Annotated in this window: 19 protein-coding genes and 1 pseudogene; 7 read left to right on the plus strand and 13 right to left on the minus strand. The window is 38.8% G+C overall.

Features of this window, described 5'->3' with window-relative positions:
- Entirely contained in the window at nt 1–1,329 is a 1,329-nt protein-coding gene (locus tag I6E85_RS05835) for a DEAD/DEAH box helicase (RefSeq protein WP_007583068.1), read from the minus strand.
- A 208-nt stretch (nt 1,330–1,537) separates the two neighbouring features.
- Here I6E85_RS05835 and I6E85_RS05840 point away from each other — a divergent pair, with 208 nt between their 5' ends.
- From I6E85_RS05840 to I6E85_RS05850, 3 genes are all read left to right on the plus strand, one after another.
- Nucleotides 1,538–2,545, plus strand: coding sequence for a rhodanese-related sulfurtransferase (locus tag I6E85_RS05840; protein WP_024590153.1), 1,008 nt, complete (start codon nt 1,538–1,540; stop codon nt 2,543–2,545).
- A gap of 148 nt (nt 2,546–2,693) precedes the next feature.
- Nucleotides 2,694–4,589: a DUF294 nucleotidyltransferase-like domain-containing protein gene (locus I6E85_RS05845; protein ID WP_024590154.1), complete on the plus strand. Its 1,896-nt coding sequence runs from the start codon at nt 2,694–2,696 to the stop codon at nt 4,587–4,589.
- A gap of 3 nt (nt 4,590–4,592) precedes the next feature.
- Entirely contained in the window at nt 4,593–5,303 is a 711-nt protein-coding gene (locus I6E85_RS05850; protein WP_024590155.1) for a 3'-5' exonuclease, read from the plus strand.
- Between the two features lie 242 nt (nt 5,304–5,545).
- Here the strand turns inward: I6E85_RS05850 and I6E85_RS05855 are convergent, their stop codons facing one another.
- Complete coding sequence (locus tag I6E85_RS05855; protein ID WP_024590156.1) at nt 5,546–7,126, minus strand: BCCT family transporter; 1,581 nt, start codon at nt 7,124–7,126, stop codon at nt 5,546–5,548.
- A 629-nt stretch (nt 7,127–7,755) separates the two neighbouring features.
- Between I6E85_RS05855 and egtB the strand changes: the two genes are divergently transcribed.
- Both egtB and egtD read left to right on the plus strand, forming a co-directional pair.
- Nucleotides 7,756–9,027 (plus strand): ergothioneine biosynthesis protein EgtB, encoded by a 1,272-nt coding sequence (egtB, locus tag I6E85_RS05860; RefSeq protein WP_024590157.1) that lies wholly within the window; start codon nt 7,756–7,758, stop codon nt 9,025–9,027.
- Complete coding sequence (gene egtD, locus I6E85_RS05865) at nt 9,024–9,998, plus strand: L-histidine N(alpha)-methyltransferase (RefSeq protein ID WP_024590158.1); 975 nt, start codon at nt 9,024–9,026, stop codon at nt 9,996–9,998. Before egtB ends, egtD begins: the two co-directional genes overlap by 4 nt.
- 18 nt (nt 9,999–10,016) lie before the next feature.
- Here egtD and I6E85_RS05870 read toward each other — a convergent pair whose 3' ends face one another.
- From I6E85_RS05870 to pxpB, 6 genes and pseudogenes are all read right to left on the minus strand, one after another.
- Nucleotides 10,017–10,916 carry a PhzF family phenazine biosynthesis protein gene (locus I6E85_RS05870; protein ID WP_197236703.1) on the minus strand — a complete coding sequence of 300 codons (900 nt, stop codon included), beginning with the start codon at nt 10,914–10,916 and terminating at the stop codon, nt 10,017–10,019.
- The gene (gene asnB, locus I6E85_RS05875; protein WP_010552851.1) at nt 10,900–12,573 is read right to left on the minus strand and encodes an asparagine synthase B; all 1,674 of its coding nucleotides are present in this window, start codon (nt 12,571–12,573) and stop codon (nt 10,900–10,902) included. Before asnB ends, I6E85_RS05870 begins: the two co-directional genes overlap by 17 nt.
- A gap of 153 nt (nt 12,574–12,726) precedes the next feature.
- A complete protein-coding gene (gene pcp / locus I6E85_RS05880; RefSeq protein WP_081709146.1) occupies nt 12,727–13,395 on the minus strand; it encodes a pyroglutamyl-peptidase I in 669 nt (222 codons plus the stop codon).
- Nucleotides 13,388–13,495 (minus strand): annotated as a pseudogene (locus tag I6E85_RS21190) (5-oxoproline transporter, DUF979 family subunit); the annotation flags it as partial. The gene pcp and the pseudogene I6E85_RS21190, both read right to left, overlap by 8 nt.
- 22 nt (nt 13,496–13,517) lie before the next feature.
- The gene (locus I6E85_RS05890; protein ID WP_024590161.1) at nt 13,518–14,444 is read right to left on the minus strand and encodes a biotin-dependent carboxyltransferase family protein; all 927 of its coding nucleotides are present in this window, start codon (nt 14,442–14,444) and stop codon (nt 13,518–13,520) included.
- Complete coding sequence (pxpB, locus tag I6E85_RS05895; protein ID WP_024590162.1) at nt 14,437–15,102, minus strand: 5-oxoprolinase subunit PxpB; 666 nt, start codon at nt 15,100–15,102, stop codon at nt 14,437–14,439. The genes I6E85_RS05890 and pxpB overlap by 8 nt, the downstream gene beginning before the upstream one ends.
- A gap of 256 nt (nt 15,103–15,358) precedes the next feature.
- Here pxpB and msrA point away from each other — a divergent pair, with 256 nt between their 5' ends.
- Nucleotides 15,359–16,648, plus strand: coding sequence for a peptide-methionine (S)-S-oxide reductase MsrA (gene msrA, locus I6E85_RS05900; RefSeq protein ID WP_197236704.1), 1,290 nt, complete (start codon nt 15,359–15,361; stop codon nt 16,646–16,648).
- 134 nt (nt 16,649–16,782) lie between these two features.
- Nucleotides 16,783–17,559: an amino acid ABC transporter substrate-binding protein gene (locus I6E85_RS05905; protein WP_024590164.1), complete on the plus strand. Its 777-nt coding sequence runs from the start codon at nt 16,783–16,785 to the stop codon at nt 17,557–17,559.
- 1,039 nt (nt 17,560–18,598) lie between these two features.
- Here I6E85_RS05905 and I6E85_RS05910 read toward each other — a convergent pair.
- The 5 genes from I6E85_RS05910 to I6E85_RS05930 form a co-directional block, all read right to left on the minus strand.
- Nucleotides 18,599–19,480, minus strand: coding sequence for a LysR family transcriptional regulator (locus I6E85_RS05910; protein ID WP_024590165.1), 882 nt, complete (start codon nt 19,478–19,480; stop codon nt 18,599–18,601).
- A 344-nt stretch (nt 19,481–19,824) separates the two neighbouring features.
- Nucleotides 19,825–20,481, minus strand: a complete 657-nt coding sequence (locus I6E85_RS05915) for a CoA transferase subunit B (RefSeq protein ID WP_007580251.1) — start codon at nt 20,479–20,481, stop codon at nt 19,825–19,827.
- A gap of 14 nt (nt 20,482–20,495) precedes the next feature.
- The gene (locus I6E85_RS05920) at nt 20,496–21,194 is read right to left on the minus strand and encodes a CoA transferase subunit A (RefSeq protein WP_077537941.1); all 699 of its coding nucleotides are present in this window, start codon (nt 21,192–21,194) and stop codon (nt 20,496–20,498) included.
- A gap of 63 nt (nt 21,195–21,257) precedes the next feature.
- On the minus strand, nt 21,258–22,154 hold the full coding sequence (locus tag I6E85_RS05925; RefSeq protein ID WP_024607467.1) for a hydroxymethylglutaryl-CoA lyase: 897 nt from the start codon (nt 22,152–22,154) through the stop codon (nt 21,258–21,260).
- Complete coding sequence (locus tag I6E85_RS05930) at nt 22,154–24,172, minus strand: acetyl/propionyl/methylcrotonyl-CoA carboxylase subunit alpha (protein ID WP_024590168.1); 2,019 nt, start codon at nt 24,170–24,172, stop codon at nt 22,154–22,156. The genes I6E85_RS05925 and I6E85_RS05930 overlap by 1 nt, the downstream gene beginning before the upstream one ends.

Below are 24,172 nucleotides of genomic sequence, written 5' to 3' on the forward strand. Positions count from 1 at the left end.
TTATTCCTGCTCAGTCTTTTTTTTACGGCGCATTGGTGTATCGCCATCAATGTTCATTGGTGCTTTAATTGGTGCTGTTGGCTTTTTAGGTTTGGCTTTGCGTTTAAATACAGGCTTTTTAACAGCGGCGGATTTTTCTTTAGATTTATCCCACGTTGCCTCAGGCTTTTTCTCTTTTAAACCTTTAAACTTAGCTTTTAAGCCCTCTACGCTCGCAAATTTTAACTCATCATTTAAAAATGCTTTAATAGCTAAATAACTTGCCCAATCTTTTGGGCCAACTAATGAAATTGCGTTACCTTTAAAGCCTGCTCGTCCTGTACGACCTATGCGGTGTACATATTCTTCAGCGTGTTTTGGCAAATCAAAGTTAATAACATGCGTTACACTTAGTAAATCTAAACCACGAGATGCAACATCGGTTGTGATTAATATTTTAAAGTTTTCGCGACTAAACGAATCCATTATATCTAAACGTTTATTTTGTGTTAAATCACCAGCAAGCGCTACAGACTTGAAGCCTTTAGCATTAAGCGCTTCACTCAAGCGACTCGTGTCAGAACGTGTTGCTGTGAAGATAATGCATTGACCAACATCATCTTGATTCAAAAAGTGCTCTAATAGCGCTTCTTTATGGTCAAGGTGATCGGCTAGATATAAAGTTTGTTTAATATCGCTATGTTGCTCGTTCGCTGCACTTAGCGTAATTTGCTTTGGTTTTTTTAATAGGTTACGTGATAGAGCATCTACTTGTGCATGGTCAAGTGTTGCAGAAAACAATAACGTTTGACGTAAGCGGTGATTAGCTTGCTCGTTAATCATTTTTAACTGCTCGGTAAAGCCTAAATCTAAAATACGATCGGCTTCATCAAAAATAAGCAGTTCTAGTCCACTCAATTGTAATGAGCGTTTTGTAATGTGATCAGCTAAACGCCCAGGTGTAGCAACTACGAATTGTGGGTCGTTTCTAAGTGCTTTTATTTGGTCATTAAAGTTTTCGCCACCAAGTATTTTTACGGCCTTAATGGCTGTGCCTGCAATTAATAAACGCAGCTGGGTAAATACTTGCGTAGCAAGCTCACGAGTAGGAGCAACAATAAGTACACGAGGATCGCGTTTACTGAGTGCTTTTTGTTTCATAACCCTTTGTACAGCAGGTAATAAAAACGCCAAGGTTTTGCCCGACCCAGTTTTAGACTGAGCGAAAATGTCATGCCCTGCAAGTGCGGTAGGCACTGCATGCGCTTGAATATCGGTGGGCTGGGTGATCCCTTGATGTGCTAGTTGTGTTTCAAGGCGTGTATCAATCCCAAGATCAGTAAACTGCAATGTGTGTTTCTCCAAAATGAGCAAATTAAGTCTATAAATTTATCAGCGCATTATAGCTTACACAGATAGGTCGCTAACAGTAAAAACCAATCTATAGCGCTATTTTTTGCAATTAAACTAAAAAAGCGTAAAATACGCGCCCCATATGCGCCGGATTTACGATTCGGTAAACGCCAATACTGGCTAACAAGGCAAAATAGGAAATATAATGACTGTTGTTCATAAAGATAATGTAACGGGCGATCACTTTGTAGTATGTGCGCTGTATAAATTTGTTGGTTTACCTGGATTTGAAGCTATCCGTAAGCCTTTGCTTGAAGTGATGGAAGCAAATGAAGTACGCGGTACTTTACTACTCGCTGCCGAAGGTATAAACGGCACTGTTTCTGCAAAACGTGAAGGGATAGACAACTTATTAGCCTGGCTTGATGAGCAACCAAATTTAAAAAACATCGTAACAAAAGAATCTTACGATGATGAATGCCCGTTTTACCGCACTAAAGTAAAACTAAAAAAAGAAATTGTAACGATGGGCGTTGAAGGCGTAGATCCGCTTAAAGTTGTGGGTAGCTATGTAAAGCCAAATGAGTGGAACGCACTTATATCTGATCCAGAAGTAATTTTAATTGATACACGTAATGATTACGAAATTGAAATTGGTACATTTCAAAATGCAGTCGATCCAAATACTAAAACCTTTCGCGAATTTCCACAGTGGGCTAAAGAAAACTTAGACCCTGAAAAACATAAAAAAGTAGCGATGTTTTGTACAGGTGGTATCCGCTGCGAAAAATCGACGGCCTACATGAAAGAGCAAGGTTTTGACGAAGTTTATCATCTTGAAGGCGGCATTTTAAAATATCTAGAAGAAGTGCCAAAAGAAGAAACCATGTGGGAAGGCGAATGTTTTGTATTTGATAATCGCGTTGCGGTTGATCACGACTTACAAAAAGGCTCTTATGATCAATGCCACGCGTGCCGTATGCCAATTACAGAAGACGAAAAGTTAAAGCCTGAATACATGGAAGGTGTATCTTGTCATCATTGTATTGAAGAAGTGACAGACGAGCAACGGACACGTTTTGCGGAGCGCCAAAAGCAAATAGAATTAGCGCAAGCCCGTGGTGAAGGCCATATTGGTAATGAGGCACAGGCTGTTTTACAGCAACGTAAAGAAGCCAAAAAAGCCCAAAAAGACGCTCAGCGCGGTAAATAAATTTTTACAATAAGTATTACATTTAAAGGGTCTATTTAGACTCTTTTTTTGTGCCCAAAATTGTGCAGTAATTGTTTTCACACTCCGATGATAGTGTTAATCTGCAAAACAGATTTAGTCATTTTAATGCGCATACAGGAAGGGATTTATGCAAGCCGAACAAGTTGAAATCGCACAATTTTTAGCACAACATCCTCCTTTTGATGACTTACCTCAAAAAGCGCTTAATGAGCTAGCTCAACAAGTAGAAGTTGCTTATTTTAGAGCAAAAACAGATATTTTGAGTTTTGGACAAGACATATCTGATTTGTATGTGATTAGAAGTGGTTCTGTAGAAATGTATCGCCGAAATGGTGAGCTATACAATCGTTTGGCCATCGCAGGGATATTTGGTCAAATGGGTTTATTGATGAACCGTAAGGTGCGTTTTCCTGCAACTGCTCTTGAAGATACGTTAGTTTATTGTATAAATGTTGAGCTATTCAATCGTTACTGTGATGAGTTTGATGCGTTTGCTGATTACTTTGAAACAGACGGTAACGTACGTTTGCATCAAGCTATTGTTGAACAAGCCGATGGCAATGACCTTACAACAGCTAAAGTAAAATCATTAATTCACAGAGATGTAGTCACCGTAGATGCAACCTCTACAATACAAGATATCGCTAAATTAATGACCGAAGAGGCGGTATCGTCAGTTTTGGTAACCGATGTAAATAAACCAATAAACGACGATCCTGAGGAAGATGATGGACAAGTCGTTGGCATTATAACCGATAGGGATTTACGATCAAAAGTAGTGGCTAAAGGGCTTAGCTTTAATACACAAGCAAAAGATATTATGTCTACTAACTTAGTGCTTTTAGACGCTAATGACTATATTTTTGAAGCAGTACTTGCCATGCTCAGAGATAATCTCCATCATTTGCCCGTAGTACAAAAAAGACGTCCTATAGGAGTTATCTCCCTCTCTGATATTTTACGTTACGAATCGCAAAGCAGCTTATTACTTGTACGCGGCATACTTGCTCAACAAACAATTGAGGATTTAGCCCATTATGCACGCCAATTGCCCAATGTATTTGTCCGTATGGTTAATGAAGATGCAAATTCACACATGATTGGTACTGCCATGGCCGTTATAGGACGTACATTTAAACAAAGATTACTTGTATTAGCTGAAGAAAATTTTGGTCCACCTCCCGTTCCTTATTGTTTTATTGCACTGGGCTCAATGGCTCGCGACGAGCAACTTATTGTAACTGATCAAGATAACGCACTAATTTTAGATGACAGTTACGATGACGAAAAACATAACGCGTATTTTCAAAGTATTGCCGATTTTGTGTGTGATGGCTTAGCGCAGTGTGGTTACACCTACTGTGATGGAGAAATAATGGCGTCGTTTAAAAAATGGCGTAAAACTCGCTCAGAGTGGTTTGATCAATTTGCTGATTGGATAGCCCAGCCAAAACCACAAGCACTGCTTAATAGCTCTATATTTTTTGATTTAGACGGTGTATGGGGCAAAACCAAGTGGGCCGACGAGCTTAAAATATTTATAGCGAAACAAAGTAAAGTGAATCGTATATTTCTAGCAAATATGGCGGCAAATGCTCGAAATAGGACACCACCTCTTGGCTTTTTTAAAGGCTTTGTTATGGAGCATAACGGCCAACATAAGCGTTCAATGAACTTAAAACGAAGAGGTACTGCACCACTTTCTGATGTTATACGTGTACACGCATTAGCTATTGGTTCGCGTAAACAAAACTCGTTTGAGCGATTAGAAGACATTATTGAAGCTAAGCTATTACCGCAGGGTAAAGCGCAAGATTTACGTGATTCACTTGAGTATATTGCCATGATGCGAATTCGCCATCAAGCGTGGCAAATAGAGAAGGGCGAAGAGCCTGATAACGACTTAGACCCACATTTACTGTCTCCTTTTGAACAGCGAAACTTGAAAGAGGCATTCGCTATTTTAGAAAAAGCACAAAGCTATTTGAAATTTAGCTACACAGCAAACTCAGGTGTGAAGTAGCCTATGAACCCGCGTAATTACAAAGCAGTTGATTGGCAAGCTAGATATAACGAGCTTGCCAACAGCACCGAAAATAAACTTCTAAAACACTTTTATGCAGGTGCTTATAATCAAGATAAAGCCGCTGTAGAAGATGTGCCTTTCGTAGCAATGGACTTTGAAACAACAGGTTTAAATAGCCAAAACGACGATATTGTGAGTGTTGGCTTAGTGCCGTTTAATTTAAAGCGTATTTATTGCAAACACAGCCGGCATTGGGTTGTTCAACCAAGACGTAACCTGCATGAAGAGTCTATTTTAATCCATAGAATAACGCACTCTGAGGTCGATGACGCCCCAGACTTTAATCGAATTATTGAGCCTTTACTTGAAGCGCTAAGTGGTAAAGTTGTCGTGGTACATTACGCCGCAATAGAACGCCATTTTTTAAATAATGCGTTATTACTAAGGCTTAAAGAAGGTATTGAGTTTGCTCTTGTTGACACAATGGAGCTAGAAAAAAGAGCACTAAAAGAGAGGCAAGGTTTATTAGGCCGATTATTTAATACAAAACTAGGCTCGCTCAGATTAACAGATTGCCGTGCGCGTTATTCCCTACCTGCGTACCAAAATCATAATGCGTTAACGGATGCACTTGCCACAGCTGAGCTTTTACAAGCGCAACTGAGTCATCATTACCGTGTAGATACTCCAATCTCAGAGTTGTGGGTATAATACTAATACGCAATAATACTTTAATCATATTGAGGGTTAAACCTGACGCTAGCTGCGTTAAAAATTTCTCATTTAGAGCAACTAAATAAAGAAATTTTGCCTTACTATCGAGAAGTTTTTCCTGCCACAAAATAGATCACTTTATTAAGCGAATGGGTATAACCTTAAATAGTTAAATAAAAATGCGCCGCAAAAATTGCGGCGCTTTCGTTACTAATTAAAAGTATTGCTTACTAAAAGTATTATTTAACTGGGCGAGGCTCAGTTCGTAAACCTAAAACTAAGCTTAAACACATAAACAACAATACAATAGTAAATGGCAAGCCTGTAGAAACAGCACCTGCTTGTAGTGCTTCGATTGCTTGTGTACCACCAATCCAAAGTAAGGCCGCTGCAATTGCGCCCTCTACCGTTGCCCAAAATATACGTTGTGGCACCGGTGCGTCAATTTTACCGCCAGCTGTAATTGAATCAATGACTAATGAGCCTGAGTCAGATGACGTAATAAAAAATACTAACACTAATATAATCGCAATAAATGATAAGATATTAGATAGAGGTAATGCATCAAACATCTGGAACATAGCTAAAGGGACATCAGTTAAACCATTAGTGCCTAGTGCACCAACACCATTAACTACTTGATCAATAGCAATACCGCCGTATATAGACATCCATAAAATGGTAACAGCAGTAGGGACGAGTAATACCGCAATTAAGAACTCACGAATTGTACGACCACGTGATACACGCGCGATAAACATACCTACGAACGGTGACCAAGAAATCCACCAAGCCCAGTAAAATACAGTCCAGCCATGCATCCATGTTTCGTCTTCACGGCCGTGAGGATTACTCAATGGAATAATGTTTTCTACATAGCCCATCACGGTAGTCGGTACATTACCCATTGCTACAGCAAAGCCCACTAAACAAACAAACAATAATAATGAGAAAGCAATTAACATGTTTACATTACTTAGCAGTTTCACACCACCGTCAATACCGCGAACCACAGAAACAATGGCTAAAAGTGTTACACCCGCAATAACTAGAATTTGAGAGCCAATGCCACCTTCTGTACCAAATACATGGTTAATACCTGCAGAGGCTTGTTGAGCACCTAAACCTAAAGATGTTGCAAGGCCAAATAACGTAGCAAGTACAGCTAAGATATCAATGATATGACCAGGCCAACCCCATGCTCTATCACCTAATATAGGATAAAAAATAGAACGAATAGAAAGCGGTAAACCTTTGTTATACGTAAAAAATGCAAGAGATAAACCAACAACAGCGTAAATAGCCCAAGGATGAAGACCCCAATGGAACATAGTTGCGCCCATTGCTAATTTTGCAGCTTCTGGTGTATTAGCGGCTACATTAAGTGGTGTTTCGTACCAACCAGTAAAGTAAGCAACCGGTTCAGCAACGCCCCAAAACATAAGGCCGATACCCATACCTGCAGCAAATAACATAGCAAGCCATGAAACTCGAGAGTGAGAAGGTTTAGCATCATCACCACCAAGGCGAATATTCCCGTAAGGAGAAACAATAAGTGCTAAACAAAAGAGTACAAAGAAGTTAGCAGCCCACATAAATAGGGCATCAAAATTATTAATAATATCGGTCTTGATACTATCAAGCGCTGTTTTTGCAGTTTGTGGGTCGGTAACAAGTATGGCGATTAAAAAGATGACAATCAGGCCCGCACTAGTTCCAAAAACAGGGTTGTGTATATCAAAACCCCACTTTTGTACGTTGTCCTGACCTACGGTGTAGTCCGTATTGTCAATACTATATTTGTCATGATTTTCCTTCATGCAATACCTCTTTAGTTGTCCTAACAAGCCAAAATAAATTCGGCGTCATATCGAATTACATTAGCCTTTAAATATTAAGTAAAAAGTAATACCGTAATTATTTGAAGACTAACTAATTTGAAGAGTGATCATACAGCTAGTAGTGTATGAGTTAAATATTAAATGTAAATGAATTTGTATTTAAAACGCTGTTTATATAGCCAAATTAATGATTCTTTTATTTAAAAAGCCCTAAAATTATAAATTCAGTGAACGTTAAAATTTAGTTTGCTATTAAAAGTATTAATTTACTTAGTTAAGTAAAAAAAGATCACTTTTAAGCAACTTAATTAATGCTTAAATACTAGGGCTTGTTGATCTTTTAGGATTAAAATTTGTTCAATTTAGGAGCTGTTTAATCGATCCTAGGTTTGTAACCTAACGGTTCGATAACTGCTCCTGCGTTATTCTGCATGCTTACATGCACGTAAGAATAATTAAAAAACGAGCTGCAAAGAGCAAATTTCCCTTTAGGGCTAGTATAAATTTATAAGCTGATAAGCATCTTTAATCAAGTTGTAATATGAATATGATTTAACACAACACTAAGCTATATTTTATAAATAGATAGGCAAAGGATTAATACTATTATGCGTGAATGCGCTTTAAACAATACCAATCAAAACGAACTTGTTAAACGCTTTTGCAGCGTTAGGGGCGAAAGCCTGGCTATTATTGAACCACTCACTGTAGAAGATTGCCAATTACAAGCTATGGCAGATGCCAGCCCAGGCAAATGGCATTTAGCGCACACCACGTGGTTTTTTGAAACGTTTTTACTTAGTGTTTACTGTAAACAGTACACTGTGTTTAACTCTCACTACCGAATGCTTTTTAATTCTTACTACAATGGGATTGGAGAGCAATTTAAACGGGCAAACCGAGGTAGTTTATCTAGACCTAGTTTAGATGAAGTTTTAGCTTATAGAGAGCATGTAGATAGCTGTGTGGTTGAATTACTTAAAACTGAAGTTAGTCCACAAATTAAAGATATTATTGAACTTGGGTTACACCACGAGCAACAGCATCAAGAACTAATGCTTATGGACATCAAATATAACTTTTCAGTAAATCCATTATTTCCGCAATATAAAACATCGCCTTTAAACAGCCAAAACAAATCAGCAGATATTAAGCCTCTCAATTTTATAAATTTTGAGCAAGGCATTATTAATATAGGTACAAATGCCGACGATGAATTTGCATATGATAACGAGCGCCCCAAACACCAAGTATTAATTCATTCATTTAACTTTGCTAATAGGTTGGTCACCAATGGTGAATATTTAGACTTTATAAATGCAGGTGGATACAGCAATCCACAGTATTGGTTAAGTGACGGTTGGGCAAATATACAAAGCAACAGTCTAACGCAACCATTATATTGGCATTGTATAGATAACGAGTGGTTTGAGTTTACACACTATGGATTAGAGCTTCTCAATTTAAATGCCCCGATCTGTCATGTTAGTTATTTTGAGGCCAGCGCCTATGCTAATTTTGTAAAGGCTCGCTTGCCTACAGAGTTCGAATGGGAATATGCAGCTAAAAATACACCTTCAACAGAGATTAATAATCACTACCTAACACCTCAGCAAGCAAAGAGTGATACTGAAATAAATCAGTTAACTGATTCGTGTTGGCAATGGACGAACAGTGCATATTTACCATACCCCGGTTTTAAGCCTATTGAAGGAGTAGCAGGGGAATACAATGGTAAGTTTATGAATAACCAAATGGTGTTACGTGGTGGGTGTGTGTTTACCCCTCAAAACCATTTACGACAAACATACCGAAATTTTTATTACCCGCATCAAGCGTGGATGTGCAGCGGGATAAGACTAGCTAAGGATATAGTATGAGCCAAGTAACAGCGATTAAGCAAAGCAACATAACCGACACTGAATTTCTAAACGACGTGATAAGCGGATTAACTCAACAACAAAAAACGCTTCCGTGTAAATATTTTTATGATGATAAAGGTGCTGCATTATTTGAGCAAATAACAACCTTACAAGAGTATTATGTTACACGTACTGAGCTTTCTATATTAGAGCAACACTCAAAGTCGATTGCTCAAATGCTACCTGAAAACCTCTCTATTATAGAGCCCGGCTGTGGCTCGGGTAAAAAGGTAGCCTATTTATTAGCGCATATGGCAAACGTTAAAACCTTTGTACCGTTTGAAATATCTGAGGAGATGCTCAGTTATTCACTTGCACATTTGTCACCATTATTTCCAGATTTGGCAATTTCTCCATTATTAGGAGACTTTACACATAGCCAAATGGTCAAACAGCTAACCAAAGACACCGCTTTAGACAGTCAAACTAATTTGGTGTACTTTCCGGGGTCTACTCTTGGTAATTTTGCACCTGTAAAAGCAATTGAAATTATGAATAATTTCCATCGCTTATGTGGTTTAAATGGCTATGTGCTAATTGGCATTGATTTAGTAAAAGAGCGCCAAGTGTTACTTGATGCATATAACGATAAGTTAGGTATAACCGCCGCGTTTAATAAAAACTTACTACAACGTATTAATAACGAGTTAAATGGCACATTTAACTTAGACAATTTCAGCCACGAGTCACGCTTTAACGAGCAACATAGCCGTATCGAAATGCATTTAGTAAGTAATTGTACTCAAAGCGTGATTATAAATGATCAGCAAATAGACTTTATAGAAGGTGAAAGCATTCATACGGAAAACTCTCACAAGTACACGCTTGAGTCGTTTAAGCAGCTTGCAGCGCAAGCTAATTTAAAGTTAGAGCAAACATGGCAAGACGATAGTAACTATTTTGCCCTGTGCTTATTAAGACCGCTTTAAACGTTACTTAAGTCATGTTTAGTAAATGACAACTTTAGCATTGTTAAACTCATAGTTTAGCAATGCACCATTATTTGATTGTTGTATAAGCTTGGCTTTATTTAAACTGTACAGTCTAAATAGAAGGGGGGCAATAACAGATATCGCAGAGCCTGTAGCACTGTCTTCATTAACACCAAACTGGGGTGCAAAGTATCTAAAATGCGCTATGGCATTTTTCTTGTCTTTATTTTTTATACTAAGGGCAATTACTGCATTTTTGTGGAGTGCACACAAAGCTTTAAAATCAACGTGTACGCTTTTTAAATCGTCTTTTTCAACTGCTTTATCGAATTTTTTACTAAATTCCTTATTAAATTCTTTATTAAATTCTTTATTAAATAACACAACCGTATAACCGTTTTTATCAGCGGTAGTGTAGGCTGCTTTTATTGCTACTGAAAACACACTTTGTAACTCACCTTCAGCTAACTCGCTTTTTTTAGGCTCTATGCTTTTTAGTAACAGCTGAGCGCGTTGTTTTTTTACTCTTATAGTAAAGCGCTCATTACTCATTGAAGTAAATACTTCAGGGCAATAACCCAAATAACCTATTAAAAAATTAGCGGCCGCTAAAGTGCCATGTCCGCAGCGTTTAATTTCACTTGTTTGGTTAAACCAGCGAATATTGCAATGGCGTTTAGTTATCTCATTTTGATTTAAAAATACGGTAGCTGGGTGAATTGATTGTGATGCAATATATTGCATTGTTTTTGATGTTAACCCATTTTTATAAATAACAATTAAAGCGCTTGAGCCTTTTAAGTTATTTGCAGAGCTATAAAAAACAGATTCGGTGGAAGTGAACTCTATAAAGCGAAGCGTAAGCCATTTAGGCTTACGCTTTGCTAAACAAAGAGTATTAACCTTTGCTTGCATATGCGTCGTTATGAACGCCCGCAGCACGACCTGATGGATCAGCATTGTTTTGGAACGATGCGTCCCATGCAAGTGCTTCAGGAGTCGAACACGCTACCGATTTACCATGCGGTACACATTTAGCTGATGCATCACCAGGGAAATGCGATTCAAAAATAGTACGGTAGTAGTAAGCTTCTTTTGAATCTGGTGTATTAATAGGGTATTTAAATTTTGCATTTGCAAGCTCTTGATCGCTTACTTGCTCGTTTACAAACTCTTTTAACGTATCAATCCAGCTGTAACCAACACCATCTGAAAATTGCTCTTTTTGACGCCATAGCACTTCATCAGGTAAGTAACCTTCAAAGCCTTCACGTAAAATGTGTTTTTCAATTTTTCCATCTTTACACATTTTAGCTTCAGGGTTGATACGCATAGCAACATCAACAAATTCTTTATCAAGAAACGGTACACGTGCTTCTACGCCCCATGCCGCCATTGATTTATTAGCACGTAAACAGTCAAACATATGCAGTTTTGATACTTTACGGTTTAGCTCTTCATGAAACTCTTGTGCGTTAGGGGCTTTATGGAAGTATAAATAACCACCAAATAGCTCATCAGCACCTTCGCCAGATAACACCATTTTAATGCCCATAGCTTTAATTTGGCGAGCCATTAAGTACATAGGTGTAGAGGCACGAATTGTTGTTACGTCGTAGGTTTCTATGTGGTAAATCACTTCACGTAATGCATCAATACCTTCTTGAATGGTAAAAATGATAGGGTGGTGAATAGTACCAATCATGTCAGCTACTTTTTGTGCAGCCGCTAAATCAGGTGAGCCCTCAAGGCCTACTGAAAAAGAATGCAGCTTAGGCCACCATGCGTCGCTTTCGTCGTTATCTTCAATACGTTTTGCAGCAAAGCGCTGGGTAATAGCAGAGATAACCGATGAGTCTAAACCACCAGAAAGTAATACACCGTAAGGCACGTCACACATTAATTGGCGTTTAACGGCCGCTTCTAATGCATCTTTAACGTCTTGCGCTTCTGCGCTGTTATCTTTAACTGCATCAAATGTTTCCCAATCACGTTTGTAATAAGGCGTCATTTTGCCATCTTTGCTGTACAGGTAATGCCCTGGTGGAAATTCTTCAATATGCTTACAAATTGGAGAAAGTGCTTTTAGCTCAGAAGCAACGTAAAAGTTACCGTGCTCGTCGTGACCGGTGTAAAGCGGGATAATACCAATATGGTCACGGCCAATTAAGTAAGCGTCATTTTCTTCATCGTATAAACAAAATGCAAAAATGCCATTTAGATCATCTAAAAAGTCAGGCCCTTTTTGTTTATACAGCGCTAAAATAACTTCACAGTCTGATTGAGTTTGAAAAGTAAAATCAACGTCTAACTCTGCTGCAAGTTCTTTATGATTATAAATCTCGCCATTAACCGCTAAAATATTTGTTTTTTCAGGATTGTATAAAGGCTGTGCACCGCTTGATACACCAACAATAGCTAAACGCTCATGCACTAAAATAGCTTTTTCAGATGCATATACACCAGACCAATCTGGGCCACGGTGTCTAAGCAGCTTTGACATTTCAATTGCTTGGGTACGCAATTGAGTGGGATCAGATTTAATATCTAATACCCCAAAAATTGAACACATAGTAACTCCTCATTCCTATTATGTGTGCAGCAGAGCCAATTTGCTGTGCTGCGAAACCTTGTTTTATCAGAAAAAATTACTCAAGTCACATAGCTTTTACAATTAATTAAGAATAATTTATGCACCAAGCTAGATGTAATCGCACCAAAGTGGTTAATGCGTGGTTCCTGCTGCTATTTTTACGTCGCTATTATTGTTCAAAGCTTGTGCAATCATAACTCTCAGGGCATTAATAACGGTTTCTTCGCTCATGCTTGGTGCGCCATTGTGGTGCACAGCTTGGCTTGGTAAATAAGGAATATGCACAAAGCCACCTTTCATTACAGCGCAGTGATCATTTATGTAATGCATAAGACCATACATAACGTGATTACACACATAAGTACCTGCTGTATTGGAAATGGAAGCAGGTATATTGCTGTTGTGCAATGCTTGTAACATGCGCTTTATTGGCAAGTTTGTAAAATAGGCATCAGGGCCATTTTTTTCTATTGGTGTATCGATAGGCTGCTTACCTGCATTGTCTTTAATGCGTGCATCGTCAACGTTTATTGCAATACGCTCAATTGATATTTCGCTGCGCCCACCAGCTTGGCCTATACATAAAACAACCGCCGGATTGTGCGACTCAATGGCGTTTATAAGCTGACTGATAGACGTATTAAATTCACAGGCAAGTTCTAGTGTGCATATTTTGTGTTTCATGATGATAGTTTCATCAAGTTTTTGCACTGCTTGCCAAGAAGGGTTTATAGCTTCGCCACCAAAAGGAGCAAAGCCAGTTATTAATACACACGGCATAGTAGAAGTTGATTTAGTCATTAAACACCAAGCTATACATTAAAATAATATTAACGGCGAGTAAGGTAACGGCCGTCGGAATTTGAACCTTTATTACATGGTACCTATTTTTTAAATCTAGGGCGTGTTGATTCTAGAATATTTTATAGGTTATTTTTAAGTGCAAGGCTCAATTGATGTAGGTGCCCGTCAAGTTTCTGCTTCGCCTTTGCTGCTTCTTCAAACGTTACATATTTAAACTCAACAGTATCTAAAGGTCTAAATTGTGCAAATTGATGTAAGTCGGCTTCAATTACAGTCCCTAAAAGCGGATAGCCCCCGGTTGTTTGACCATCGTTAAGTAGCACGATAGGTTCACCATTCGGTGGCAGTTGAATACTCCCAGGACTCACCCCTAGTGATGGCAAAGAGTGCGAATGTGCCAAATTATTTTTATGCTCAAGCCTTACGCCCATTCGGTTGCTGTTACTACTAACTTTAAATGGGGTAGATACAAAGTTGTTAAGTAAAGGCTCGCCTAACAAATTAGCATGAGGACTTGGGTGCAGTCGTATAAGCTTGCGCTGGGCGGGAGCAATTGCGCCTACTTTTATAAACTCTCCATAATAAGGAGTAATAGGTATTTCATCACCAGTGGCGAGAGCTCTACCTTCAATACCACCAAAACATGCGTTTAAATCTGTAGATTTAGAGCCCATAACTTCAGTATTTTGTATACCGCCTTTCACTGCTAAATAAGCTCTTAATCCAGCTCTACCAGTAGCAAAGCTCAGTACTTGTTTGTTTTTTACTGTGTATGTCCAACCAGGGTAAATTGCTTGTCCATCAAGGGTTGCTTGCAAATCTGCACCATGAAGCGCAATTACTGTGTCGCAGGTGAATTCCAGCTCGCACAAACCAACAGTTATTTCTAAAACGGCATCATTGTCGCTATTGTTAAGTAATCTATTAGCAATTATTTGTGCATAAGGGTCTAAGCTACCCGCTTTGCTTACACCTAAATGACGGTAGCCATCACGGCCAAAATCTTGAATTGTAAGTAATACACCACTTTTGAGTACTTTAATCATGAGTTGCTCCTTTATTAACTAGCGGAACAAATTCAAGCGTATCGCCTGGTTGAATTAAACAAGGCTGCTCAGAGGTCGAATCAAACAAAGCAGTATCTGTATGACCTATTATGTGCCAACCGCCAGGGGTATCTGCGGGGTAAATTCCGGTTTGTGCAGCACCTATCGCAACAGAGCCTTTAGGAACTTTAATGCGTGGCTCATCACGCCTTGGTGTATGTAATTGCCCATCTAAGCCGTGTAGGTAAGCAAAACCGGGCTGAAAGCCTAAAAATAAAACGTGGTATTTGGTTTTACTATGAATATTAATAACCTCATCAGCGCTTAAATTGTGATAACGAGCCACGTAATTAATATCCTCACCCTTGTAGGTGGTTTCGATTAAGTGATGTTGCCCTTTAAAAGTACTCGTTTTAATATCATTCCACAGCGAAGGTAGTACTTGTAACCACTTATTTAAGTGTTTATCTGATTTTAGATAGAGAGTGAGCGAGTTCATGGCTGGCACCAAATCGGTAAATTCAGCAGTGCATTTACAGTGGCTGGTTAAAGCCCAAATTTTATTTTGAATAGAGAGTCTATCTGTAGCATCTAAATGCGATGCATCAAGTAGTAAACTACTGTTTGTTAATGCATAAATATGGGGAGCTGGCTTCATTAAATAAACCTATTTGTACAACATAATTTAAACGTAACACAGTTTTATTAATTTATTTACACCATTGCGACTAAGTCGTTATGTTTAGTGTTTATTTACCCAGCTTACTTTAAGAGTGTTTTTATATTCAATTAATCGTATTTAACTTATTGAGGACTAAAACTTAATACATTTCGTACTAAATAAGTAATTAGGTTGAAATGAAAATTAAGATAAGGAGGTCTTAATTAGCACGCACTTGTTTATGAGGTACTTTATGAAACACCAGCATTTATTATATTTATCAGGCGCTGCTATTATATTTAGCGCAGGCAGCTTTGCTTTATCTATGGAAAAGGTAGAACACAGTAATGTAGAAGCCACCATGCATGTAGAAACCATTGTACTGGGGTCTGGTTGTTTTTGGGGAGCAGAAAAACGCTACGAAGCGCTTAATGGCGTTATTGATGCTGAGTCGGGTTATGCTGACGGTAATGGGTTTAAAGCAACGTACAGAAATATTACTGATCAGTCTCGTCGTTTTGATGAGAACAATTATGCTGAAGTTGTGCAAGTTATGTATAACAGCAATATAATTTCAGCAGAAGATCTCTTAAAAAACTATTTTGAAAGTCACGATCCTACGCAAAAAAATCGCCAAGGTAACGACATCGGTACGCAATATCGTTCAATTGTATTAACGACTACTGATGCACAAGCTAAAGTAGCTGAGCAAGTTAAATCGCAATATCAGCAGCTTTTAACTGATGCGAGCTACGGCAAAATCGAAACGGTTATTAAACCACTTGCAGGTTTTGTATCGGCAGAAGAATATCATCAAAATTATCTAGAAAAGAACCCTAATGGCTATTGTCCCGATCACTCTACCGGTGTTGTTTTTAATAAAACACCCGTGGAAAAAGCAGACAACAGTGCTCTAATCGCAGGTAAGCAAATAGTGGTACTTGATTCTCGTGATTACTGCCCGTACTGTGACAAATTTAAAAAAGCAGTCGCAAATGATTACAAAGGCACAATACCTATGACATTTCGCCATGCTGACCAACTTAATGATTTAACTATTAAGTCAGCCACGTGGGCAACGCCGACTATTTTGTTTTTAGAAAATGGCGTTGAGGTATATAGCCGTCAAGGCTATGCAACACCTGAAGAGTTTTATAAAGCATTAGGCGCTTTTAAATTAGGTAACAGTGATGCTTATAAAGTTGCATTCGATGCACGAACAGATAGACCTTATTGTAAAGAGTACAAAGAGTTTAAAAATACACCTGATGGTACTTTTGTTGATAAATTAAGTGGAGAGCCACTATTTGATACAAGCGATAGGTTTAACTCCGGTACTGGTTGGTTGTCGTTTAAGCACCCAGTAAAAAGTAGTGTAACGCAGCATGATGATAGCAGTTGGGGAATAACACGTATTGAGCTACGTTCTAAAAGTACAGGTATTCATCTTGGTCATTTATTCCCAGGAGAAGGCCCTAGAGGCACAGACCGCTACTGTATAAACGCAACAGTACTCGATTTTGTACCAAGAGATAAAAGCTAAACCTTTTACTTTGTAAAGCCTGATTTTAATCAGGCTTTTTTTTGCATAAAATAAAATAGATTTATCATATTCTTTGCAAATTTTTTAAAATTAAAGCGTTGAGCTACACATCAATAATATTACTTAGGTTGTAAATGAATCAATTTATAAAAATAACAACGCAGTTAATGTATTTGCCTTTAGCTTTATTAATTTTTATTACAGATGCTAAGTCGGCAACCCACTATGTCGTCGGCGTAGAGAATATAGAGTATCTACCTTACTTTGATGGTAGTGGAACAAATGGTGCTGACTATTATGGCTTCAGTGAAGAGTTACTCACTTTATTTGCACAGCAGCACGATTTTGAATTTGAGTTTTACACGCTGCCAATTAATCGTCTTTATAAAGAATTTATTGATCACCATCATGTTGATTTTAAATATCCAGATAACCCTCAATGGAAACCAAGTTATAAAGCTTCCTTTGGTGATTTAAATGAAATTATTTATTCGCAGCCAACCGTTGTGACTAAAACGGGTATTGCGAGTTTAAATAAAAATATCACTATTGATGAATGCGTTAGTTTTGCAACGGTGAGAGGGTTTACGTCTCAAAGCTTTAAACCTTTAATGAATAACGAAAACGTTGAGCTAATTGAAACCGCTAACGTAATGGAATTAATAGAGATGCTTTTAAAAGAGCGAGTGGAGTGTATTTACATATCTAACGATGTATTAAACTATAATATTGTTAAATATTTCAAATTAACCCGACCCGTTTATTTTCAAAACGAATTGCCGACAGATTTACAAGCCTTTTTATTATCGTCGATTGACTATCCTGAGGTAGTTAAGCAATTTGATACATTTTTGCTTTCACATAAAGTGCAAATAAGTAAATTAAAAAAAGAGTATCAAATAAAAAATTAACTAAAAAAGCCCCGTAAGTTATAACTTACGGGGCTTTTTAAAATGTATTAATCTGTATATAGCTATATTATGTATGTGCTTAATAATAAAAACAGTCCAAGCCAAGTCACCACCTAACTTGAACCGCTTTTCACACTGACAACATCTTCACACACAATATAAAGATTCTGTTTACTACGCTTACGTAGCCTTGTAATGCATATCATGTGGTTTGAGCCAAGAATAAAAACAGTTCAAGCCAAGTCACCACCTAACTTGAACCGCTTTTTCACACTGACAACATCTTCACACACAATATAAAGATTCTGTTTGCTACGCTTTAGTAGCCTGGTAATGCATATCATGTGATTGAGCCAAGAATAAAAACAGTCCAAGCCAAGTCACCACCTAACTTGAACCGCTTTTCACACTGACAACATCTTCACACACAATATAAAGATTCGGTTTGCTACGCTTTAGTAGCTTTGTAATGCATATCATGTGGTTGAGCCAAGAATAAAAACAGTTCAAGCCAAGTCACCACCTAACTTGAACCGCTTTTTCACACTGACAACATCTTACACACACAATATAAGATTCTTTTCACTGCTAAGTTTGAGTTACTAAAACTCAAAAGGTTGCATTTATTGCTCTTAAAAAACAAATTAACTAAGTTGTTTTGAGCTGATGAAGTAACTTTAATATTTAACTTTATTTTCGACAAACGATAAAAATGAAACCAATGAGTGAAAAAAATTAAACTATAGACTTTAGTCTAATGATCGGCGTTAAGTTTATGTATTTAAATAAAAAATATTATTCAAATTTGCAGGGAGTTATACCAATCTGCTTATATATGGGGTCTATTTAACGTTAAGAAAATTACGCTAGAACTAGGCAAAAATTTTTGTATCTAGTTGTTCTAAATAAAAAATTTTTAACGACGTAATAGTGCAATTTAATTCGTTAAATTGATCAAAGATTTATGCAGGTTGGTATTAGACGAGTTCAGTAATAAAACACAGAGTGGGTTGTATTACTGAACTCGTCTAATAGGGGATTATTCTTGGATTTTTCTAAACGTATTTACAACCCACTTCGCAAATAAATCAAGCGGGTGATTAGGCGTGCTTGATTCGTGCTGTACTAAATAGTATTTATCTTTAGTTGTTAAAGGCTGTTCGAATAATTTGTACAGCCATTGCTCATCTAACCAGCTTTGACTAATAGGCAGTGGGATAAGCGCAATGCCCATGCCTTGCTGCGCTGCACGCGCTACACCAAACATGCTATCTATTTGAATAATCTGCGAAGGAGAAAAGTCATCAATCCCCGCTTTTTCGGCCCACTGGTGCCATGCCCAAGGGCGAGCTTTGTGGAGGATCAGCGGAACTTGGTTAAGCGCTTGACGATGATCGTCCCTCCATTGGTCGAGCAATTTTTTATTACATGCAGGAATATATTCAAGGTTAAACAACTCAGTCGCTAATCCTTCAGTAGGTTTACCTGAGGACAATACAATAGATAAATCGCTATGGCGCGTTAATTCTTTGCGTGTTTTAAGCGTATCCATTTGCAGGTTTATATTAGGGTGCTCTGACGTCCACTCACTTAATTTAGGCATGAGTAGCTCGCTGGCAAAAAACTCAGGCAACGTAATTGTCAAATTTGTATTTTGCTGCATCTGACTAAACTCGTTAATGGTGCCCTCTAACATTGTGATGATAGGAGACACAGCATCAAAAAAGTTTTTACCCGCTGTGGTTAAGCTAATTGAACGCGTTTTACGTTGAAAAAGTTCAATACCAAGTTGTTCTTCAAGTTGTTTTATTTGATGGCTTACCGCAGACGGCGTTAAGTACAGCTCATTAGCTGCATGCTTAAAACTTAGGCTTCTTGCGGCAAAGCAAAAAGAGCGAAGGCCACGAATAGGAGTTTGCATGTTTTCCAGAATTATTTAATTTATTGAGACGCCTTACTTAGGCAAAATTTGAACCAACTATTTAATATTTAAATATCAGTAGGTTAAAAATAAATTTAACGCTAGTTCACAAAAAGGGTGCAGACTATCCACAAAATAGTGCAAAGAATCTAAGCGCTTACATTTAATTTATATTTGTATTATAGATAAAATTTACTACAGATGTATGAATGACGGTAAAAATAATGGCAAAAGATAAAAAAAATCCCTCGTGAGAGGGATTTTGGGTAACTCAGCGCCATTGGCACTGGGAATGAGGTCGGTACAGGGTAAAGCGTTATTTTAAGTTAACTTATTAAAAGTTACTAAAAAACCATTTCTGGTACTTCACCGTCAACAAGTAATTTACCTGCTGTTTTACTAATGATTTCATCAACAGTTACGCCCGGAGCGCGTTCTAATAAATGAAATGCGCCGTCTTTAACTTCTAGTACGGCTAAATCTGTCACTATTTTTTTAACGCAATTAACGCCAGTAAGCGGTAAAGAGCAGGCTTCTAATAGTTTAGAGTCACCATGCTTACTTGCATGGGTCATAGTAACAATAATGTTTTTCGCGCCAGCGACTAAATCCATCGCGCCACCCATGCCTTTAATCAGCTTTTTAGGGATCATCCACGATGCGATGTTGCCGTTCTGGTCAACTTCAAATGCACCCAGAACAGTTAAGTCTACATGACCACCCCGTATCATGGCAAAACTATCTGCACTATTAAATATGGCTGCACCTTTAGCTGCTGTCACGGTTTCTTTACCCGCGTTTATCATATCGGCATCTAGCTCTGCTTTAGTAGGGTACGGGCCCATGCCTAAAAGACCATTTTCGGACTGTAACATAACTTCAATATCATCCGGTACATAGTTTGCGACGAGTGTCGGAATTCCTATGCCCAAATTAACGTAGTAACCATCTTGTAGTTCTTGTGCAACGCGCATTGCAACTTGTTCACGTGATAATGCCATAATTATGCTCCTGCTTAATCTCGTGTTGTTACACGTTCAATGCGTTTTTCAAAGCTGCCTTTAATAACGCGATTTACAAAAATACCCGGGGTATGAATTTGGCTTGGTTCAAGCTCACCCGGCTCTACAATTTCTTCTACTTCGGCAACGGTAATTTTACCAGCCGTTGCTGCCATTGGATTAAAGTTCATGGCGGTGTGTCTAAACACTAAATTACCGTAACGATCGGCTTTCCACGCTTTAACAATAGCAAATTCACCCGTTATAGACTCTTCTAAAATATATGGGCGACCATTAAATTCTTTTACGTCTTTGCCTTCTGCCACAGGAGTACCGTAACCGGTTGCCGTGTAAAATGCGGGTATACCCGCGCCACCAGCACGCATTTTTTCAGCAAGTGTACCTTGAGGTGTAAGCTCTACATCAATTTCGCCACTTAATAACTGTTGTTCGAATAGGGCGTTTTCGCCAACGTATGACGCAATCACTTTTTTAATTTGTTTGTCTTGTAATAAAATACCTAAACCAAAGTCATCAACACCACAGTTATTAGATACCACGGTTAAGTCTTTTGTTTGCATGTGCTTAATTTGTTTAATTAAGCCCTCTGGAATACCACATAAACCAAAACCTCCGGCAATAATGGTATCGCCGTCTTTTAATCCTTCCATTGCAGCTTCGTAACTAGAAACTACCTTATCAAAACCGGCCATGAGTCTCTCCTCATTGTGTGCTATTTGTTGTTAACTATCTTGAATCATCATTTTATAAGATAGCTATTTAGTGTGCAGTGCCACAGATACTTTGCTCACAGGTTGCTTACCAAGTGCTTTGGTTATCTCCCAGCCAGCGTCACTTAACCTTTGTAAATCAATTCCGTGTTCAATGCCAAGCCCTTGCAGTAAGTAAACTACATCTTCGGTGGCAACATTTCCTGACGCTCCTTTAGCATAAGGACAGCCACCAAGGCCTGCAACTGCCGCGTCAACCGTTGCTATACCTAGGCTTAAGGCTGCGTAAATATTTGTGAGCGCTTGCCCGTAAGTATCATGAAAATGCACGGCCAGCTTGGTTTTATCAATGCGTGTTAAGAGTAACTCGATTAATTGCGTTACTTTTTTAGCGGTGCCAACACCAATGGTATCGCCAAGGCTTACTTCGTAACACCCTAAATCTAATAGCTTTTGCGATACACTTAGTACTGCTTGTGGGTCAATCTCACCCTCATAGGGGCAACCTAGCACACAGCTTACATAACCACGTACGCGGATATTATTCGCTTTAGCAAACGCCATTACTTCACTAAAGCGTTCAATACTCTTATCTATTGAGCAGTTTATGTTTTTTTGACAAAACGACTCACTCGCAGCGGTAAATATAGCAAACTCTTTAATGCCAACAGTGTGCGCTGCTTGTGCACCTTTTAAGTTAGGTGTAAGGGCACTTAAATTTACATCGGGTAAATCTAGCGCTGATATTACATCCGCTGAGTCTGCCATTTGTGGTACCCATTTAGGGGAGACAAACGCGCCAGCTTCAATATCTTTTAAACCTGCGGCACTTAGGGCGTTAATAAGCGCTACTTTATCGGCTGTGCTTACTGTTTTTTCGTTTTGTAGGCCGTCTCGCGCGCCAACTTCAACAATACGTACTTTACTTGCAAAGGCACTCATTATGCACCTTCCTCTGTTGTATCTTCTACTATAGCAAGCAGAGCACCATGCGTTACTAATTCGCCTTCACCAAAACAATAGCTTTTTAAAATGCCGTCGTGTGGTGCGTTAAGCGTGTATTCCATTTTCATGGCTTCGATAATAACAACCGCATCGCCTTTGGTGATTGTGCTACCAATTTCGATTAAGTGCTTAACTACCGTGCCATTAAGTGGCGCGGCAAGTGGCAGAGCTTCGCTTTCGTGCGAACTAATATAATGTTTATCAACTAGTTCAAGCTTAGTTTGCAGTGCTTTATTCATAACAGTGACAATATTGCCAACAGTACTATTGCTCACGGTACTATTGCCAACAGTATTTACATGCGCGGTATGTTTTTCGCCGTTAATAAATACACTGCAAAGATTGTTATTTAATGTGCCTTGTAGGTTAAATACGTGCTCGTTATGCGTAATACTATAGCCCGCTGACGTTTTTATAGCGCTTAGCTGTAAATCAGCAAAAGGAACTTTAATTGCTTGCGGAGCATTGAGTGTAAAACCGCTTAGTTGTTGCCACGGGCTTGCACTGTTTGGCGCATTTTGGGTGTTAGTTAACGATTCTAAATATGCAAAAGCACCAATAAGTTGGCTTGCTTGTAATAACGATTTATCAACCGCAACTAACGAGTCGCCTTGCTCTGCAATAAAGTGTGTACTTGGCGCACCTTGTTTAAAGGTAGGGTGGCTTGCTAAGTTATGTAAAAAGCCAATGTTAGTGCTAAAACCTGCTAAATGAAATTGCTCAAGAGCGTGTTGTAAACGGCTCAGTGCTTGTTCGCGATTGTCGTCGTGCACAATAAGTTTTGCAATCATCGGATCGTAAAACGGGCTAATTTCGTCGCCTTGTGCAATGCCTGTATCAATGCGTACAAATTCGCTGTTAAGCGGTGTATGTAACGCTTCAATAGTACCCGAACACGGGATAAAGTCGTTAGCTGGATCTTCTGCGTATATACGCGCTTCAAAGCTATGACCCTGCAATTGAATATCACTTTGTGTCAGTGGCAGTGTTTGCCCACCCGCAATATTAATTTGCCAATTGACTAAATCTACACCGGTTACCATTTCGGTTACTGGGTGTTCTACTTGAAGGCGCGTATTCATTTCCATAAAGAAAAATTCATCGCCACACAGTAAAAACTCAACCGTACCTGCGCCTCTATAATTTATAGCCAGTGCACAACGTACAGCCGCTTCGCCCATTTCTTTACGTAGTTCGTCAGATAAACCGGGAGCAGGGGCTTCTTCAATTACTTTTTGATGACGACGTTGCAAAGAACAATCACGATCGCCTAAATAAACACAGTTACCGTAGTTATCTGCAAATACTTGCACTTCAACATGGCGAGGTTGGTTTACGTAGCGCTCAAGCAATACTAAATCGTTACCAAAACCGGCAATAGCTTCACGTTGCGCACCTTGTAGTGCGCTCATAAAGTCTTTTGCTTTTTCAACCACACGCATGCCCTTACCGCCGCCGCCAAAGGCGGCTTTAATTAGTACAGGGTAGCCAATTTTTTCAGCTTCACTTTGTAAAAAAGCAGGGTCTTGTTTATCGCCGTAATAACCAGGTACTAATGGCACATTAGCAGCTGCCATTATTTCTTTAGCGCGGGTTTTAGACCCCATTGCTTCAATGCTACTTGCTGGTGGCCCTACAAAAGCAATGTTGTTAGCTTCGCAGGCTTTAGCAAATTCGCTGTTTTCAGATAAAAAACCATACCCCGGGTGAATACAATCAGCGCCGCAGTCTTTGGCAACTTGCAAAATTTTGTCTGCTACTAAATACGAATCTTTACTTGGCGCAGCACCAATATGGTAAGCCTCGTCGGCCATTTTTACGTGCCGGGCATGTTTGTCTGCATCAGAATAAACCGCGACCGTGGTTAAGCCCATTTGTTTTGCGCTGCGCATTACTCGGCACGCAATTTCTCCACGATTGGCAATCAGTATTTTTTGTAATCGTTGTGTGTTCAT

This window comes from Pseudoalteromonas sp. NZS71 (assembly GCF_015864715.1).
In the GTDB taxonomy this organism is placed as follows: domain Bacteria; phylum Pseudomonadota; class Gammaproteobacteria; order Enterobacterales; family Alteromonadaceae; genus Pseudoalteromonas; species Pseudoalteromonas arctica.

Excerpts from the sequence above, each read along its gene's own strand:
- I6E85_RS05840 (WP_024590153.1), top strand. The coding sequence starts at position 1,538 with ATGACTGTTGTTCATAAAGATAATGTAACGGGCGATCACTTTGTAGTA.
- I6E85_RS05845 (WP_024590154.1), top strand. The coding sequence starts at position 2,694 with ATGCAAGCCGAACAAGTTGAAATCGCACAATTTTTAGCACAACATCCT.
- I6E85_RS05850 (WP_024590155.1), top strand. The coding sequence starts at position 4,593 with ATGAACCCGCGTAATTACAAAGCAGTTGATTGGCAAGCTAGATATAAC.
- I6E85_RS05855 (WP_024590156.1), bottom strand. The coding sequence starts at position 7,126 with ATGAAGGAAAATCATGACAAATATAGTATTGACAATACGGACTACACC.
- egtB (WP_024590157.1), top strand. The coding sequence starts at position 7,756 with ATGCGTGAATGCGCTTTAAACAATACCAATCAAAACGAACTTGTTAAA.
- egtD (WP_024590158.1), top strand. The coding sequence starts at position 9,024 with ATGAGCCAAGTAACAGCGATTAAGCAAAGCAACATAACCGACACTGAA.
- I6E85_RS05870 (WP_197236703.1), bottom strand. The coding sequence starts at position 10,916 with ATGCAAGCAAAGGTTAATACTCTTTGTTTAGCAAAGCGTAAGCCTAAA.
- asnB (WP_010552851.1), bottom strand. The coding sequence starts at position 12,573 with ATGTGTTCAATTTTTGGGGTATTAGATATTAAATCTGATCCCACTCAA.
- pcp (WP_081709146.1), bottom strand. The coding sequence starts at position 13,395 with ATGACTAAATCAACTTCTACTATGCCGTGTGTATTAATAACTGGCTTT.
- I6E85_RS05890 (WP_024590161.1), bottom strand. The coding sequence starts at position 14,444 with ATGATTAAAGTACTCAAAAGTGGTGTATTACTTACAATTCAAGATTTT.
- pxpB (WP_024590162.1), bottom strand. The coding sequence starts at position 15,102 with ATGAAGCCAGCTCCCCATATTTATGCATTAACAAACAGTAGTTTACTA.
- msrA (WP_197236704.1), top strand. The coding sequence starts at position 15,359 with ATGAAACACCAGCATTTATTATATTTATCAGGCGCTGCTATTATATTT.
- I6E85_RS05905 (WP_024590164.1), top strand. The coding sequence starts at position 16,783 with ATGAATCAATTTATAAAAATAACAACGCAGTTAATGTATTTGCCTTTA.
- I6E85_RS05910 (WP_024590165.1), bottom strand. The coding sequence starts at position 19,480 with ATGCAAACTCCTATTCGTGGCCTTCGCTCTTTTTGCTTTGCCGCAAGA.
- I6E85_RS05915 (WP_007580251.1), bottom strand. The coding sequence starts at position 20,481 with ATGGCATTATCACGTGAACAAGTTGCAATGCGCGTTGCACAAGAACTA.
- I6E85_RS05920 (WP_077537941.1), bottom strand. The coding sequence starts at position 21,194 with ATGGCCGGTTTTGATAAGGTAGTTTCTAGTTACGAAGCTGCAATGGAA.
- I6E85_RS05925 (WP_024607467.1), bottom strand. The coding sequence starts at position 22,154 with ATGAGTGCCTTTGCAAGTAAAGTACGTATTGTTGAAGTTGGCGCGCGA.
- I6E85_RS05930 (WP_024590168.1), bottom strand. The coding sequence starts at position 24,172 with ATGAACACACAACGATTACAAAAAATACTGATTGCCAATCGTGGAGAA.